Raw genomic sequence first — 15,733 nt, forward strand, 5'->3', positions numbered from 1 at the left:
ATGTCCACCGTTCCGTCGACGTACGAGACGACCAGGCTGAGGGACGGCGTGGTGAGCTTCGGCGCGCACCCCTTCCCGCACGGGGAGCTCGGTGACGACACCGTCGTCATCAGGCCCGACCTCATGGGCATCTGCCGTGCCGACGTCAAGGAGGTCCTCGGCTCGCGCGACGTCCCCGAGGACCGGGGGCCGCTGTTCGGCCACGAGTTCGTGGGCTCCGTCTTCTTCGCGGGGGCCCGCACCGGGTTCGAGGCGGGCGAGGCCGTCACCTTCAACCCGAACATCACTCCCCACCGCACCACCGGCTTCGCCGAGTACGTCTTCGTGCGGGGCTCGAAGGACCAGTTGGAACAGGCCGTCGTACGGGTGCCCGGGACGGAGGACGGCAAGGACGTCTGGATGCCGGAGCCGTTCGCCTGCATCGTGCACGCCCTGCGGAAGCTGCTCGAACTCACGGGGCTCGACTCTTTCGGCGGGAAGCGGGTCGGGATCGTCGGCGCCGGCTGCGCGGGGTTGATGTTCGCCATGTACGCCCGTCATCTGGGCGCTTCGGTCACGGTGTTCAACCGCGGCGAGGCGCGGCGCTCCTTCGCCCGCGAGCAGGGCATCCTCGCCGCGGACGAGATCCGCCCGCTGTCGGAGGCGGGGGCGCATCCCGACGCTTTCGACGTGGTCGTCGTCGCGCCGACGGTGGCCACCGCGGAACTCCTGGGGACGGCGGCCCGCCTGGCCCGCGACGGGGCGGTCGTGCTCGTGTACGGCGGCACCCGGAAGGGCGACCGCTTCCCCGGCGCCCCGGTGGACGTCGACACCGTACGCCGGGGTGAACTCCTGACGTGGGTGGACCACGCCGGGAAGCGGCTCGGCGTGTCGGGCGCGTACGGGTGCTTCAAGGAGGACTACGAGGAGGGCTTCAGGCTGCGCGCGGAGCATCCGGAGTCCTTTCCCCTGAACCGGCTGACCTCGCGGCGCGTCACCCTCGACGAGTTCCCGGACGTCGTCATGGACATCGCCGCGGGCCGGACGGACCCGCCCGGGAAGGTCTTGGTCGAGGTCGCTCCCCGGCCCTGAACCCGACCGGCCCGACGCACGGAGCGTGCGTGCGGAACGGGTGCCCCGGCCGGGCGCGCGCACCGGCCGGGTCCGGCACCGCTCAGCACGAGCCGGCGGAGTCCTTCGACAGGACGTGGCCGACGAGGGCCAGGTCGTCCGTCCAGCGGTCCTCCCGGTACCGGAACCCGTGCTCCGCGCGGCTCTGCCGCACCCGCTCGCCGCGCCGGACGTCGTAGTCGGCGAGCCATCCGTGGACGCCGGCCCCCGAGACGTCGCAGGAGTCGCCGAGCGCGACGGCGTCCTCCAGCGCCTGGTGCGGGCAGGTGGCGTCCGACCGGTGCGCCCCGTGCCCGGTGTCGCCGACCCTCGCGGTCCGGCCGGACACCCGGTCCGCGGCGGCCGGCCCGCCGGGGAGCGTCAGCGCCCGCCAGTGCCTGCCCGTGGTGAGGACGTCGCGGGCGGCGGACCCGATGCCGGGGAACGCGCCGAGCACCTCCCCCAGGCCCACCCGGGCGCCGTGGAGGCCGGCACCGGTGTGGTGGTGCAGGGTCGCGGTGAGGCTCAGGTACCGGTGGTCGGGCAGCGGATAGTGCGAGAGGTGCCAGTCCCGTCCCACCCAGCAGACGGCCGTGCTCTCCTGCCACCGGTCGGCGACGGCGTCCATGGGGACGGTCGCGCGGTAGACGGCGAGCCGCTCCCCCGGAGTGCCGCGGCTCCCTTCCGCGTCGCGGCGGGCGTCGGCGCAGGTGCCGTCCGTGAGTATCAGGGCGTCGCCCGTCACGTGGCTCCCGTCGGAGAGGGTCGCGCGCACCGCCCCTCCCTCCTGGGCGCAACCGACGACGCGGCTGTGGGTGCGCAGTTCGACGGAGCCCAGCTCCCAGCACGCCTCGAGGAGGGGCTCGTACACGTCGAGGCGGTGGGCCGCCGCGTGCGCCGGGGAGGCGGGCAGCGTCACCGAGCCGATCAGGTCCCCGGTCGAACCGTCCCGGACCTGGAACGCGTCGAGCGCCAGCGACCGGTTCCGTACGGCGTCCCCGACGCCGAGGCCGTGCAGGAGCTGGAAGTCCCGGGGGGCCAGTCGGATGCCCGCACCGCTCTCGGTGAGGGCGGGCCGCTGCTCCAGGACGAGCACGTCGTGGCCCCGTCTCCCCAGGGCGAGCGCGGTGGCCAGACCGCCGATGCCGCCCCCGACGACCAGGACGCGCAACCGCGGCGGGGCGCTCGCCCCGGCCGCACGCGGGGAAGGGATGCGGTCCGGGCGGGGCCGGCCGGTCAGCGCGGTGTCCACGTGTCCACGCCCTCAGGCTTCGCCCAGCACGACGACGTCGGTGAAGATCTCCTCGTCGTGCTGCCGGGCGGTGACCAGGACCCGCTGCCGGCCGGCCGGGGCGCCGGGGAGCGGACGGGCGTCGATCCAGCAGGGCGCGTCGAGTTCGGCGTACCGGATGAAGACGGCCTCCATGCCCAGGACCGCGGTCGTCCGGAGCCACGAGGCGGACTGCGCGGCCTGGCGCGCGGCTTCGAGCAGCAGCATGCCCGGGACGTGGTCGACCGGGTGGTCGAAGAGGATCGGATGAGAGGTGTCCACGCGCAACTGCCAGCGGTCCTCCCCCTCCGTGTGCGCGAGCACGACGTCCTCGGCGCGCCGTCCGCCCGCCATGGGCCCGGAAGCGGGCGGCGGGGCGGGGAGCGCACGGGCCGCGACGTGCGCGAGGTCGGCGTACGGTCCGCGTAATCGCCGGTAGACGGCGCGGTCCTGGACGGTGAAGTGCGTCCGGGCCTCGGCCAGCGGGACGCCCTCCCGCCACGCCCGCACGTGGAGGACCATGGCCGCGGCCCTCGCCCTGCGGTACTTCACGTCGGTGGCCGTGACGTGCAACTCGACGTCGGCGCCGTGCCCTTCGTCGCGCGCCGCGGCGGGGTCGAGCTCCCAGCGGAAGTCCTGCCAGAGCAGGTGGTGGTCGAGCGGCACGTCGTACGCGGCGTGCGAGAGCAGGGGAAGGGCCTGGCGTATCGACTCGCTGAGCAGCAGGGGGTCGAGCAGACCGTCCCGGTGGACGTAGAACCCGTGGGACCGCGGCCACCGGGCCGTGACGGTGAAGGAGTCGGGTCCCGTCCGGCGCCAGCCGGTGAGCAGGATCTCCGACGGGTTCGTCTTGTGGGTGAGGACCTGAGGCACGCACGCGGCGGGCAAGGCCGCCTCACCATGGACGAGGTCAAGCGATGACAAGGCAGTCCCCCAACCGACTCATGAACCCGCTCACCCTGGCGCACCAGCGTGCGCCGTGAAATGATAAACCCCATTATTTTATTTTGTCGAGAGGCTCAAGGTGCAGGTGGAAGAGGGCACTCGCCCCATGCAGCAGCGCGCCGTCCGCACGCGGGAGGTCCTCCTGCGGGCCGCCGCGGAGGTGTTCGACGAGGTCGGCTACACCCGGGCGAGCATCCTGAAGATCATCGACCGGGTCGGCCTGACGACCGGGTCCGTCTACTTCCACTTCAAGTCCAAGGAGGGGCTGGCCCGCGCGGTGATCCACGAGCAGGCGAAGGACCTGGAGTTCCCCCCGGGGGAGCCCGGTCTCCAGCACCTGATCGACATGACCTCCTACCTCGCCGTGGAGATGCAGCAGAACACCCTGCTGCGCGCGGGCGTCCGGCTCGCCGTCGAGCAGAACGAGGCCGACCTCCACGAGTACGCGATCTACGAGTGGTGGGCGCGGCAGTTCCGGGAGGAGCTGGTCGCCGCGCGCCGCAAGGGACAGCTCCTCCCCGAGGTCGACGAGAGCGCCTTCGCCTCCCTCCTGGTGGCCGCCTACACCGGCACCCAGATCATGTCTCAGCTCTCCACCGGCCGGGCCGATCTGCCGGGCCGGATATCCGACATGTGGCGATGTTTCCTGCCCGCCCTGGCGCCCGTCGACGTCATCTCGGGGATCACCCTCCCCGCCGTCCTCGCGAAGGACCTCGCATGACCCTGCGCGTCGTCCTCACCGGGGCCACCGGGTTCATCGGCTCCAAGGTCCTGCGCGCCGTGCTGGATCCCGCGGCGGGCCGCCCGGTCGAGGTCCGGGCCCTCGCGCGCACCGCGCCTCCCGGCCCGTCCCGCCCCTCCGGAGCGCCCGGCCCGTCGTGGGTGGGCGCGGACCTGACCCGGCCGCGGTCGTTGCGCGGGGTCTGCGAGGGCGCGGACGTGCTGCTCCACCTCGCCTCGCGGATCTCGGGGACCGAGGAGGAGTGCGCGGCGGTGAACGTCCGCGGCGCCGCCGCGCTCCTGGAGGAGGCCCGGCGGTGCGGAGTGCGCCGGATCGTCCACCTGTCCACCGCCGCCGTGTACGGTCCGGGGCCGCACCGCGGGATCCGCGTGAACGAGAAGGACCCCGCCCCCGGCTCCCCGGCCAGCCGCACCCGGCTGCTCGGGGAACGCGCCGCGCTCGACGCGGGGGCCACCGTCCTGCGGCCCGGATTCGTCACCGGCGCCGGCGACCGGTGGGTCGTGCCGGCCCTCGCCACCCTCCTCGAGCGGCTTCCCGGCCGCTGGAACGGCGGCCGGGGACTGCTGTCGCTGGTGGACGCCGACGACCTGGCCCGGCTGATCACGGCCCTGGCCGTCCTGCCGGACCGGCCCCCCGCCGGGATCTTCCACGCCGCCCACCCCCGTCCGGTCCGCAACGGCGACCTGATGGCGGCCCTCGGCGACCTCGGGGTGCTCGCCCCGGCCGGGGCCGACCTGTCCTGGGAGAGGTGCCTGGAGCTCTTGCGGCGGGCCCCGTCGGGCGTGAGCGAGCGTCAGTTCGAGCTGCTGGCGGGCGAGCACTGGTTCCGCAGCGACGAGATCTGGATGCTGGCCGACTGCCCCCCGGGTCCCGGCCCCCTGGCCCGCCTGACGGCGGCCGCTCCCTGGTACCGCCGGCACCTGGCCGAACGGCGCGCGGCGCCCGTCGGGTGAAGCGGGTCACCGTCCCCGCTGAGCCGGACGAGGGAATCGTACGTGTCGCACGACCCGCGTCCCCTCCCGGTCCAGCACGGGTGTGCTCTCCTGATCCGGACGGGCCCCCCGGGCCCTTCGGCGCGCGCCCGACCGGAAAGGTCACCGGTCGGAACGTTTTTCTGTGGTGGGGCGGGTGGGACTCGAACCCACGGCCGACGGATTATGAGTCCGCTGCTCTAACCGGCTGAGCTACCGCCCCGTTCGGTGAGGCGCGTACATGTGTGCGCGCCGTCTGCCGCAGCATAGCCGCTCATACGATCTCCTGCTCCGGATGATCGGCTCTGCTCGACCATGAGGACTCCGCCGCGCCCCGCGCGGTTCCCCCGGACGCGAAAAAGGACCCCGAAGGGTCCTCTTCCGTTTCGCTCCCCCGGCTGGACTCGAACCAGCAACCCTCCGGTTAACAGCCGAATGCTCTGCCAATTGAGCTACAGGGGATCGCGCTCCCCCGACTGGACTCGAACCAGTAACCTGCCGGTTAACAGCCGGCTGCTCTGCCAATTGAGCTACAGGGGATTGCTGCGTTGCACCGAACGGATCCACCTCGGGCCTTCCCGGGCGGCGCGCGCTCGCTGCGACACATACATTAGCGCAAGCAGGGGGGTGCTCCGCCAATCGGTATCGCGCGGCACCGCCGGGGGCGTCGGCGATGCATCAAGGAAGCTCTCCAGGGAAGGTGGTGGCCATGCGATACAAGCTGACGTTCGTCACGGGACTCGCCCTCGGTTACGTCATCGGCACGCGGGCCGGGCGCGAGCGGTACGAGAAGTTGAAGAGGTCCGCCAAGGAGTTCACCGAGAACCCGGCCGTGCGGAACGCCGCCGAGTCCGCCGCCCAGACCGGGCGGCAGGTCGCCGGCAAGGCCGCGCACGTCGTGGGCGACAAGGTGGGCGACCGCCTGCCGCCCGCCGTGGCCGACAAGGTCCACGCGCTGCGCGAGCGCAGCCAGGGCAACGGAAAGGTCGAGAACGACGAGTGGGGCACCAGCAACACCTGAGGCCCCGCGTGCGGCAGAATCGTCCCATGGGGATAGTCGCCGGACTGGACAGCTCTGCTGAGTTCACACGCATCGTCGTCTGTGACACCGACACGGGTGCCGTACTGCGCCAGGGGTACGCCCCGCACCCCGGTGAGCCGAAGGCCGTGGACGTCGATCCGCAGACCTGGCTGCTCTCGCTCGGGGAGGCCGCCACCGGCGGTCTCCTCGAGGGCGTGGAGGCCATCGGCGTCTCCGCACAGCAGCACGGGGTCGTGCCGATCGACGCGCAGGGCGGCCTCGTGCGGCCCGCGCTCGTGCGCAACGACAAGCGGGCGCAGGTCGCCGCCGCCGACCTCGTCGACTCGTTCGGCGGCCGGCACGCCTGGGCCGAGGCCGTCGGCAGCGTGCCCGCCTCCGGGCAGCCGGTGGCCAAGCTGCGCTGGCTGGCCCGCACCGAGCCCGAGCACGCCCGGCGCACCGCCCTCGTCCTCCAGCCGCACGACTGGCTGGTCTGGCAGCTCCTCGGCCGTCCCGCGCGCCGCACCACCGACCGCGGCGCCGCCTCCGCCACCGGCTACTGGTCGGCCCGCACCGGCACGTACCGTCCCGACCTGGTCGAACTCGCGCTCGGGCACCGGGTCGCGCTGCCCGAGGTCCTCGGCCCCTCCGACGCCGCCGGCACCACCCCCGAGGGCCTGCTGATCTCCGCCGGCACCGGCGAGACGATGGCCGCCGCCCTCGGCCTCGGGCTCGGTCCCGGTGACGCGGTGGTCTCGCTCGGCGCCTCCGGCTCCGTGATGGCCGTGCACCACGAGGCCCTCGCCGACCCCGGCGGCATGATCACCTCCTTCGCCGACGCCACCGGCATGCACCTGCCGGTCGTCTCCACCTCCAACGCGGTGCGGGCGCTGCGCGGCACCGCCGAGATGCTGGGACTCGACTCCCTGGAAGAACTCTCCGCGCTCGCCCTGAAGTCGACGCCGGGCGCCTCCGGGCTCGTCCTGCTGCCCTATCTGGAGGGCGAGCGGACCCCGAGCCTGCCGCACGCGGCGGGCACGCTCAGCGGGCTCCGGCGCGAGTCGATGAGGCCCGAGCACCTGGCGCGGGCGGCGTTCGAGGGGATGCTCTGCTCGCTCACCGACGCCCTGGACGTGCTGCGCGGACGGGGCGTGGAGGTGAGGCGGGTCTTCCTGCTCGGCGCCGCCGGCGCGCTGCACGCGGTACAGGCGCTCTCGCCGGCCCTCTTCGGCGCGCAGGTCGTCGTCCCCCAGCCGGCCGACTACGCGGCGCTCGGCGCGGCCCGGCAGGCCGCCTGGGCCCTCGGGGTGGCGCGCGGCACCCTTTCGCCCTCCGCTCCCCCGGCCTGGCAGGGCGCCGCCGCGCAGGTCCTGGAGCCCGGGGACGACCTGGCGGCGGGTCAGGCCGTGCGGCAGCAGTACCGGGCGACGCGGGAGCAGATCCACCCGGGCGCGTTCGGCGGGTAGTGGGAGCGGGGGCAAGGCGGGGCGGGGCCGTGGGGGGCTCTTCGTAAAGACTTTCCCAGGGTTTCCGCCGCCCCGGAAACCGTTCGTAACGGGCCGGGGGTGCGGGCGATAGTAAGTCCCGTGCTCATAAGACTTCTCCGGACCCATCTACGGCCCCATCGAAAACCCATCGCGCTGCTCGTGCTGCTCCAGTTCCTGCAGACCTGCGCGAGCCTCTACCTGCCGACCCTGAACGCCGACATCATCGACAACGGTGTCGTGCACGGGGACACCGGCTACATCCTCCGGTTCGGCGCCCTGATGGTCGGCGTCTCCGTCGTGCAGGTCGTCTGCAACGTCGGGGCCGTGTACTACGGCGCGCGGACCGCGTCCGCCCTCGGCCGGGACGTGCGCGCCGCCGTCTTCGACCGGGTGCAGTCCTTCTCCGCGCGGGAGCTGGGGCACTTCGGCGCGCCCTCGCTGATCACCCGTACGACCAACGACGTGCAGCAGGTCCAGATGCTGGTCCTGATGGCGTTCACGCTGATGGTCTCCGCGCCCATCATGTGCGTCGGCGGCATCGTGATGGCGCTCGGCCAGGACGTGCCGCTCTCGGGCGTGCTGCTCGCGGTGGTGCCGGTGCTCGGCGTCTCCGTGTCGCTGATCGTGCGGCGGATGCGGCCGCTCTTCCGGACCATGCAGACGCGCCTCGACACGGTGAACCGGGTGCTGCGCGAGCAGATCACCGGCAACCGGGTCATCCGGGCCTTCGTGAAGGACGGGTACGAGGAGGAGCGCTTCCGGGGGGCCAACGCCGAGCTGACCGACGTGTCGATGGCGACCGGGCGGCTGATGGCGCTGATGTTCCCGACCGTGATGACGGTCGTGAACGTGTCCAGCGTGGCCGTGGTCTGGTTCGGCGCGCACCGCATCGACAGCGGCGGGATGGAGATCGGCGCGCTGACCGCCTTCCTCGCCTATCTGATGCAGATCGTGATGGCCGTCATGATGGCCACCTTCATGTTCATGATGGTGCCGCGCGCCGAGGTGTGCGCCGAGCGCATCGAGGAGGTCCTCGCGACCGACTCCAGCGTGGTGCCGCCGGCCGAGCCGGTGACGGCGCTCGACCGGCGCGGGCACCTGGAGGTCAGGGGCGCCGAGTTCCGCTACCCGGGCGCGGAGGAGCCGGTCCTCAAGGACGTCGGGCTCGTCGCCCGGCCCGGCGAGACCACCGCGATCATCGGTTCGACGGGCAGCGGCAAGTCGACCCTGCTCGGGCTCGTGCCCCGGCTCTTCGACACGACCGGCGGCGAGGTCCTCGTGGACGGCGTGGACGTGCGCGTTCTCGACCCCGCCCTCATGGCCAGGACCGTCGGGCTCGTGCCCCAGAAGCCGTACCTCTTCTCGGGGACGGTGGCGACGAACCTGCGGTACGGGAAGCCCGACGCGACCGACGAGGAGCTGTGGCACGCCCTGGAGGTCGCCCAGGCCGCCGACTTCGTACGGAGGCTGGAGCACGGTCTGGACGCGCCGGTCGCGCAGGGCGGCACCAACGTCTCCGGCGGGCAGCGGCAGCGGCTCGCCATCGCGCGGACGCTCGTGCAGCGGCCGGAGATCTACCTGTTCGACGACTCGTTCTCCGCGCTCGACTACGAGACGGACGCCCTGCTGCGGGCCGCGCTCGCCGAGGAGACGGCCGACTCGACCGTGGTGATCGTCGCCCAGCGGGTGTCGACCATCCGGGACGCCGACCGGATCGTGGTCCTCGACAAGGGCCGGGTCGTGGGCACCGGACGGCACCACGAGCTGATGGCGGACAACGAGACGTACCGGGAGATCGTGCTCTCCCAGCTGACCGAGGCGGAGGCAGCCTGATGGCCGGTCCTGGCGGACGCATGATGGCCGGTGGCGGCCCCGACCAGCGGTCGATGGACTTCAAGGGCTCCGGAAAGCGGCTGCTGGGGCAGCTCGCACCGGAGCGCGGGACGCTCTGGGTGATGCTGGTCGCCGGCGTGCTCTCGGTGGCGGCCTCCGTGGTCGGGCCGAAGATCCTGGGCCGGGCGACGGACCTGATCTTCGCCGGGGTGGTCGGACGGCAGACGGACCCGGGCGCCACGAAGGCGGAGACCCTGGACCGGCTGCGCGCCGGGGGGCAGGACGGCATGGCGGACATGCTGTCCGGGGTCGACTTCACCCCGGGTCAGGGGATCGACTTCTCGGCCGTGGGCGGGGTGCTGCTCCTGGTCCTCGCGGTGTACGTGGCGGCGGGCCTGCTGATGCTGGTCTCCACCAGGCTGTCGATCAAGGTGATCAACCGGACGGTCTACCGGATGCGGGAGGACGTCCAGACGAAGCTGGCGCGGCTGCCGCTGTCGTATTTCGACAAGGCCAAGCGGGGCGAGGTGCTGTCCCGGGCGACCAACGACATCGACAACATCTCGCAGACGCTCCAGCAGTCGATGGGCCAGCTGATCAACTCGCTGCTCACGATCGTCGGCGTCCTCGCGATGATGTTCTGGATCTCGCCGCTGCTCGCCCTGGTGGCGCTGGTGACGGTGCCGGTGTCGGTGTTCGTCGCGGCGCGGATCGGCAAGCGCTCGCAGCCGCACTTCGTGCAGCAGTGGAAGTCCACGGGCACGCTCAACGCGCACATCGAGGAGATGTACACCGGGCACGCCCTGGTGAAGGTCTTCGGGCGGCAGGAGGAGTCCGCGCGGGACTTCCGCGAGCAGAACGAGGAGCTGTACGGGGCCGGGTTCAAGGCGCAGTTCAACTCCGGCGTGATGCAGCCGGTGATGTTCTTCGTCTCGAACATCAACTACGTCCTGGTGGCCGTGGTCGGCGGTCTGCGGGTGGCGAGCGGCACGCTCTCCATCGGTGACGTGCAGGCCTTCATCCAGTACTCGCGCCAGTTCTCGATGCCGCTGACGCAGGTGGCGTCGATGGCGAACCTGGTGCAGTCGGGCGTGGCCTCGGCCGAGCGGGTCTTCGAGCTGCTCGACGCGGAGGAGCAGGAGCCGGACGCCCCGACGAGTGAGGAGCCGCTGGAGTCGCGCGGCCGGGTCGCCCTGGAGCACGTCTCCTTCCGTTACGAGGAGGACAAGCCGCTCATCGAGGACCTGTCCCTGACGGTGGAGCCGGGGCAGACGGTCGCGATCGTCGGACCGACGGGCGCGGGCAAGACGACCCTGGTGAACCTGCTGATGCGGTTCTACGAGGTGACGGGCGGCCGGATCACCCTGGACGGGGTGGACATCGCGAAGACGTCGCGCGAGCGGCTGCGGAGCGGGATCGGGATGGTCCTCCAGGACACCTGGCTCTTCGGCGGGACGATCGCGGACAACATCGCGTACGGCGCGACGCGCCCGGTGACCCGGGAGGAGGTCGAGGCGGCGGCGCGGGCCGCGCACGCCGACCGGTTCGTCCGGACCCTGCCCGACGGGTACGACACGGTCCTGGACGACGAGGGGGCGGGGGTGAGCGCGGGCGAGAAGCAGCTGATCACCATCGCGCGCGCGTTCCTGTCCGACCCGGTGATCCTCGTCCTGGACGAGGCCACCAGCTCGGTCGACACCCGCACCGAGGTGCTGATCCAGAAGGCGATGGCCCGCCTCGCCCACGGCCGCACCTCGTTCGTGATCGCCCACCGGCTCTCCACGATCCGGGACGCGGACGTGATCCTGGTGATGGAGAACGGCTCGATCGTGGAGCAGGGCACCCACGAGGAGCTGCTGGCGTCGGGCGGGGCGTACTCCCGCCTGTACGCGGCGCAGTTCGCGCAGGCGGTCGTCGAGGTCGACTGACGGCCGGGCGGCCCGTACCGCTCCACGGGTGGTACGGGCCGCGGGCCGGTCCTCAGTCGAGGTAGCCGCGCAGCTGGTCCGCGTAGGCGTGGTCGCGGAGTTTGTCGAGGGTCTTGGACTCGATCTGGCGGATGCGTTCGCGGGTGACGCCGAAGAGCCGGCCGATCTCCTCCAGGGTGCGGGGGCGGCCGTCGTCGAGGCCGTAGCGGAGCTGGACGACCTTGCGTTCGCGCTCGTTGAGCGTGGAGAGGACGTCCTCCAGGTGGCGGCGCAGGAGGAGGAAGGCGGCGGACTCGACCGGGGAGGCGGCGTCGCCGTCCTCGATGAGGTCGCCGAGGGCGACGTCGTCCTCTGCGCCGACGGGGGTGTGCAGGGAGACCGGTTCCTGGGCGAGGCGGAGCACCTCCCCGATGCGCTCGGGGGGCAGGTCCAGGTGGGCGGCGACCTCTTCGGGGGTGGGTTCGTAGCCGCGTTCCTGGAGCATGCGGCGCTGGACCCGGACGACCCGGTTGATGAGTTCGACCACGTGGACGGGGACGCGGATGGTGCGGGCCTGGTCGGCGAGGGCCCGGGACATGGCCTGGCGGATCCACCAGGTGGCGTACGTGGAGAACTTGTAGCCGCGCGCGTAGTCGAACTTCTCGACGGCCCGGATGAGGCCGAGGTTGCCCTCCTGGACGAGGTCGAGCATGGTCAGGCCGCGGCCGACGTACCGCTTGGCGACGGAGACGACGAGGCGGAGGTTGGCCTCGATGAGCCTGCGCTTCGCGATCCTGCCGAGGACGACGAGACGGTCCAGGTCGCCCGCGAGGCGGGTGTCCGGGTCCGGGGTGCCGGCCAGTTTCTCCTCGGCGAAGAGCCCGGCCTCGACGCGGCGGGCCAGTTCGACCTCCTCCTCGGCGGTGAGGAGCGGGATGCGGCCGATCTCGCGCAGGTACTGGCGGAAGAGGTCGGAGGAGAGTCCGTTGCCGCCGGGGTCGGGGCGGGGGCGCCGGGCCGGGACCGCGGGCTCCGCCACCTCCTCGGCGAACGCTGCCCGGTCCTGCTGGTCCTGCGGCACGGTCTGGGTCTGCACGGCGGGCGACCTCCAGAAGGAGCGGAACGGCACCGTCGTCCAGTGTGGGGTACGACACATCGCCGCCACGAGGGGCGTGCGGTGACTTTTTGAGTCCGCCGGGTGACCGTGCGTCAGAGCGCGGCGGCGCCGTTGTTCCGCAGGGACTGCCCGTACTGGGTGAGCACCCACAGCTCGTTCTGCACGGCCGCGGCCTTCTCCGCGTCGCCGTTCGGGCCGAGGCGGGCCAAGGCGCCCTGGACGTCGCGGATGCGGCGGTCGACGGCGCGGAGCCGGACGGTGACGAGCTGGTCGCCCGCGTAGGCCTCGTCCACGGTCTTGGCGAAGATCGTCTCGACGGCGAGTTCGGTGACGAGGGCGCGGACGGTGTCGTTCGGGGCGGCCGCGCGGACGGCGTCGAGGTAGTCGGCGGGGGCGCCGGTGGCGCCGCCCGCGTCCTGGACGCACTGGCGGACGGCCGCGTAGGGCGGGGCGGTGAACTCGTCCACCCCGTAGGCGTCGAAGGCCGGGGAGACCAGTTCGGGCCGCTGGAGGGCGAGTTTGAGGAGTTCGCGCTCGGTGCGGTGGGCGGGGCTGCGCAGGTTGAGCGCGGGGCCGGGGGGCGCCACGGGGGCCTGGATCGCGGGCGTCTCGCGGCGCGGCCGGTGGTCGTCCGCGCGGCCCCGGCCGCCGCGGTCGCGCTGCCACTGGGCGACCCGGCTGACCCGGTGCACGACGAACCGCTCGTCCATGATCCCGAGCATGCCGGCGAGTTGGACGGCGACGCCGTGCCGCACGGCCAGGTTCTTGAGCTTGGCGACGATCGGGGCGGCCTCGTCCAGGGCGGCGGCCCGGCCCGCCGGGGTCTCCAGGTCGTAGCGCCGCACGATCTGGCGGAGGGCGAACTCGAAGAGCGGGGTGCGGGGTTCGACCAGGTCGGCGACGGCCTCGTCGCCCTTGGCGAGCCGCAGGTCGCAGGGGTCCATGCCCTCGGGGGCGACGGCGATGTACGTCTCGGCGGCGAACTTCTGGTCGTCCTCGAAGGCGCGCAGGGCGGCCTTCTGGCCGGCGGCGTCGCCGTCGAAGGTGAAGATGACACGGGCCGAGCCGTTGTCCATGAGGAGGCGGCGGAGGATCTTGACGTGGTCGCCGCCGAAGGCGGTGCCGCAGGTGGCGATGGCGGTGGTGACCCCGGCGAGGTGGCAGGCCATGACGTCGGTGTAGCCCTCGACGACGACGGCCCGGCTGCTCTTGGCGATCTCCTTCTTGGCGAGGTCGATGCCGTAGAGGACCTGGGACTTCTTGTAGACCGGGGTCTCGGGGGTGTTGAGGTACTTGGGGCCGTTGTCGTCGTCGCGGAGCTTGCGCGCGCCGAAACCGACGATCTCGCCGCCGACGTCCCTGATCGGCCACATGAGCCGGCCGCGGAAGCGGTCGATGGGGCCGCGGCGGCCGTCCTGGGAGAGTCCGGAGAGGATCAGCTCCTTGTCGGAGAAGCCCTTGCCGCGCAGGAAGCGGGTGAGGTGGTCCCAGCCGGCCGGGGAGTAGCCGACGCCGAAGTGCTCGGCGGCGGCCTGGTCGAAGCCGCGCTCGGCGAGGAACTTCCGGCCGATCTCGGCCTCGGCGGAGCCGAGCTGTTCGGCGTAGAAGCGGGCGGCGGCCTGGTGGGCCTCGATCAGGCGGATGCGCTCCCCGCGCTGGTGGCCGGGGTTGTAGCCGCCCTCCTCGTACCGCAGCGTGATGCCCGCCTTGGCGGCGAGGCGCTCGACCGTCTCCGAGAAGGAGAGGTGGTCGATCTTCATCACGAAGGCGATGGTGTCGCCGCCCTCCTGGCAGCCGAAGCAGTGGAAGAGTCCCTTGCTCGGGCTGACCTGGAAGGAGGGCGACTTCTCGTCGTGGAAGGGGCAGAGCCCCTTGAGGTTCCCGCCGCCCGCGTTGCGCAGCTGGAGGTATTCGGACACGACGGCGTCGATCGGGACCGCGTCCCGGACCGCCTTCACGTCGTCGTCGTTGATCCTGCCTGCCACGCGTGAAGTCTACGGGGACGCGGCGGTGATCAGAGCAGGCCGTCCAGGGGGACGGAGGGGTCCGCGAGGGCCTCGGGGTCCACCGGCGTCCGGGCGCGGACGAGGTTCTGGACCGGCTCTGTGACGTCCCACACGTTCACGTTCATCCCGGCGAGGACGCGCCCCTCCTTGAGCCAGAAGGCGATGAACTCGCGCTTGCCGGTGTCGCCGCGGACCACGACCTGGTCGTACGAGCCGGGGGGCGCCCAGCCCGAGTACTCCATGCCCAGGTCGTACTGGTCGGTGAAGAAGTACGGCACGCGGTCGTACGAGACGGGCTTGCCGAGCATGGCGCGGGCGGCGGCGGGGCCGCCGTGGAGGGCGTTGGCCCAGTGCTCGACGCGCAGCCGGGTGCGCAGGAGCGGGTGGTGGGCGGCGGCCACGTCGCCGGCGGCGAAGATGTCGGGGTCGGAGGTGCGCAGGGACTCGTCGACGGCGACGCCGCCGCCGTCGGCCCGGTCGACCAGGGCGAGTCCGGAGTTCTCGGCGAGGGCGGTGCGGGGGGCGGCGCCGACCGCGGCGAGGACGGCGTGCGCCGGGTGCTCCTCGCCGTCGTCGGTGCGGACGGCGAGGACCAGGCCGTCCTGGCCGACGATCTCGGTGAGCCGGGCGCCGAAGTGGAAGCGGACGCCGTGGTCGCTGTGGAGGTCGGCGAAGAGCTGGCCGAGCTCGGGACCGAGGACCCGGTGGAGCGGGGTGGGGTCGGCCTCGACGACGGTGACCTCGGCGCCGTAGCCGCGGGCGGCGGCGGCGACCTCCAGGCCGATCCAGCCGCCGCCGGCGATCACCAGGTGTCCGTTGTCCCGGCCGAGGCCGGCGAGGACCTGGCGGAGCCGGTCGGCGTGGGCGAGCCGGCGCAGGTGGTGGACGCCGGTGAGGTCGGTGCCGGGGACGTCGAGGCGGCGGGGCTCGGAGCCGGTGGCCAGGAGCAGCTTGTCGTAGCGGATGACGGTGCCGTCGCCGAGGCGGACCGTGCGGGCCTCGCGGTCGATCGCGGTGACGGCCTGCCCGAGGTGCAGCTCGACGTCGTTCGCCGCGTACCAGGCGGGCTCGTGGACGAGGGTGCTGTCGCGCTCCTTCGCCCCGGTGAGGTAGCCCTTGGAGAGGGGTGGGCGCTCGTAGGGGTGGTCGCGTTCGTCGCCGATGAGGATCACCCGGCCGTTGAACCCCTCGGCGCGCAGGGTCTCCGCCGCCTTGGCCCCTGCCAGGCCCCCGCCGACGATGACAAAGGTCTGATCTGCGTCGACCACGTCGTTTCCTCCTCGTTGCGACCGGTTCCAACCTACGCCCCCGGGCGTTCTTCGGGCCGTACCGCCCCGGGACCGCA

12 protein-coding genes and 3 tRNA genes are annotated in these 15,733 nt (G+C 72.6%); 7 read left to right on the forward strand and 8 right to left on the reverse strand.

The window, feature by feature from the left end; translation table 11 throughout:
• A complete protein-coding gene (locus tag ACFY7E_RS06290) occupies positions 1-1,071 on the forward strand; it encodes an alcohol dehydrogenase catalytic domain-containing protein (protein ID WP_389481379.1) in 1,071 nt (356 codons plus the stop codon).
• 82 nt (positions 1,072-1,153) lie between these two features.
• Here the strand turns inward: ACFY7E_RS06290 and ACFY7E_RS06295 are convergent, their stop codons facing one another.
• Together ACFY7E_RS06295 and ACFY7E_RS06300 are read right to left on the reverse strand one after the other, a co-directional pair.
• A complete protein-coding gene (locus ACFY7E_RS06295; protein WP_389481381.1) occupies positions 1,154-2,341 on the reverse strand; it encodes an FAD-dependent oxidoreductase in 1,188 nt (395 codons plus the stop codon).
• Between the two features lie 12 nt (positions 2,342-2,353).
• Complete coding sequence (locus ACFY7E_RS06300) at positions 2,354-3,247, reverse strand: ScbA/BarX family gamma-butyrolactone biosynthesis protein (protein ID WP_389481383.1); 894 nt, start codon at positions 3,245-3,247, stop codon at positions 2,354-2,356.
• Between the two features lie 163 nt (positions 3,248-3,410).
• On the opposite strand from ACFY7E_RS06300, the gene ACFY7E_RS06305 reads away from it, so the two are divergent.
• Together ACFY7E_RS06305 and ACFY7E_RS06310 are read left to right on the forward strand one after the other, a co-directional pair.
• On the forward strand, positions 3,411-4,025 hold the full coding sequence (locus ACFY7E_RS06305) for a ScbR family autoregulator-binding transcription factor (RefSeq protein ID WP_389481385.1): 615 nt from the start codon (positions 3,411-3,413) through the stop codon (positions 4,023-4,025).
• The gene (locus tag ACFY7E_RS06310; RefSeq protein WP_389481389.1) at positions 4,022-4,999 is read left to right on the forward strand and encodes an NAD-dependent epimerase/dehydratase family protein; all 978 of its coding nucleotides are present in this window, start codon (positions 4,022-4,024) and stop codon (positions 4,997-4,999) included. Before ACFY7E_RS06305 ends, ACFY7E_RS06310 begins: the two co-directional genes overlap by 4 nt.
• A 164-nt stretch (positions 5,000-5,163) precedes the next feature.
• On the opposite strand, the gene ACFY7E_RS06315 is transcribed toward ACFY7E_RS06310, so the two are convergent.
• The 3 genes from ACFY7E_RS06315 to ACFY7E_RS06325 all read right to left on the reverse strand — a co-directional run bounded on the left by ACFY7E_RS06315 (position 5,164) and on the right by ACFY7E_RS06325 (position 5,557).
• Positions 5,164-5,240 (reverse strand) — tRNA-Ile (locus ACFY7E_RS06315).
• Between the two features lie 166 nt (positions 5,241-5,406).
• Positions 5,407-5,479: transfer RNA gene (locus ACFY7E_RS06320), tRNA-Asn, on the reverse strand.
• Between the two features lie 5 nt (positions 5,480-5,484).
• A tRNA-Asn gene (locus ACFY7E_RS06325) sits at positions 5,485-5,557 on the reverse strand.
• 169 nt (positions 5,558-5,726) lie between these two features.
• Here ACFY7E_RS06325 and ACFY7E_RS06330 point away from each other — a divergent pair.
• From ACFY7E_RS06330 to ACFY7E_RS06345, 4 genes are all read left to right on the forward strand, one after another.
• On the forward strand, positions 5,727-6,038 hold the full coding sequence (locus tag ACFY7E_RS06330; RefSeq protein WP_383438611.1) for a YtxH domain-containing protein: 312 nt from the start codon (positions 5,727-5,729) through the stop codon (positions 6,036-6,038).
• A 26-nt stretch (positions 6,039-6,064) separates the two neighbouring features.
• The gene (locus ACFY7E_RS06335) at positions 6,065-7,504 is read left to right on the forward strand and encodes an FGGY family carbohydrate kinase (protein WP_383438614.1); all 1,440 of its coding nucleotides are present in this window, start codon (positions 6,065-6,067) and stop codon (positions 7,502-7,504) included.
• A 120-nt stretch (positions 7,505-7,624) separates the two neighbouring features.
• Complete coding sequence (locus ACFY7E_RS06340; protein WP_389481392.1) at positions 7,625-9,358, forward strand: ABC transporter ATP-binding protein; 1,734 nt, start codon at positions 7,625-7,627, stop codon at positions 9,356-9,358.
• Positions 9,358-11,286 carry an ABC transporter ATP-binding protein gene (locus ACFY7E_RS06345; RefSeq protein WP_389481395.1) on the forward strand — a complete coding sequence of 643 codons (1,929 nt, stop codon included), beginning with the start codon at positions 9,358-9,360 and terminating at the stop codon, positions 11,284-11,286. Before ACFY7E_RS06340 ends, ACFY7E_RS06345 begins: the two co-directional genes overlap by 1 nt.
• Positions 11,287-11,338: 52 nt before the next feature.
• Here ACFY7E_RS06345 and ACFY7E_RS06350 read toward each other — a convergent pair whose 3' ends face one another.
• Genes ACFY7E_RS06350 through ACFY7E_RS06360 form a run of 3 tightly spaced genes read right to left on the reverse strand, consistent with a single transcriptional unit; the run spans position 11,339 to position 15,656 of the window.
• The gene (locus ACFY7E_RS06350; RefSeq protein ID WP_389481397.1) at positions 11,339-12,421 is read right to left on the reverse strand and encodes an RNA polymerase sigma factor; all 1,083 of its coding nucleotides are present in this window, start codon (positions 12,419-12,421) and stop codon (positions 11,339-11,341) included.
• Between the two features lie 53 nt (positions 12,422-12,474).
• Entirely contained in the window at positions 12,475-14,367 is a 1,893-nt protein-coding gene (dnaG, locus tag ACFY7E_RS06355) for a DNA primase (RefSeq protein ID WP_389481399.1), read from the reverse strand.
• 29 nt (positions 14,368-14,396) lie between these two features.
• Positions 14,397-15,656 (reverse strand): NAD(P)/FAD-dependent oxidoreductase, encoded by a 1,260-nt coding sequence (locus ACFY7E_RS06360; RefSeq protein ID WP_389481401.1) that lies wholly within the window; start codon positions 15,654-15,656, stop codon positions 14,397-14,399.
• Positions 15,657-15,733: the final 77 nt, after the last annotated feature.

This window comes from Streptomyces sp. NPDC012825, assembly GCF_042900925.1.
Classification (GTDB): Bacteria; Actinomycetota; Actinomycetes; order Streptomycetales; family Streptomycetaceae; genus Streptomyces.

Bases quoted from the DNA above. Each gene is read 5' to 3' on its own strand.
- ACFY7E_RS06290 (WP_389481379.1), top strand. From the start codon at position 1: ATGTCCACCGTTCCGTCGACGTACGAGACGACCAGGCTGAGGGACGGC.
- ACFY7E_RS06305 (WP_389481385.1), top strand. From the start codon at position 3,411: ATGCAGCAGCGCGCCGTCCGCACGCGGGAGGTCCTCCTGCGGGCCGCC.
- ACFY7E_RS06310 (WP_389481389.1), top strand. From the start codon at position 4,022: ATGACCCTGCGCGTCGTCCTCACCGGGGCCACCGGGTTCATCGGCTCC.
- ACFY7E_RS06330 (WP_383438611.1), top strand. From the start codon at position 5,727: ATGCGATACAAGCTGACGTTCGTCACGGGACTCGCCCTCGGTTACGTC.
- ACFY7E_RS06335 (WP_383438614.1), top strand. From the start codon at position 6,065: ATGGGGATAGTCGCCGGACTGGACAGCTCTGCTGAGTTCACACGCATC.
- ACFY7E_RS06345 (WP_389481395.1), top strand. From the start codon at position 9,358: ATGGCCGGTCCTGGCGGACGCATGATGGCCGGTGGCGGCCCCGACCAG.
- ACFY7E_RS06350 (WP_389481397.1), bottom strand. From the start codon at position 12,421: ATGTGTCGTACCCCACACTGGACGACGGTGCCGTTCCGCTCCTTCTGG.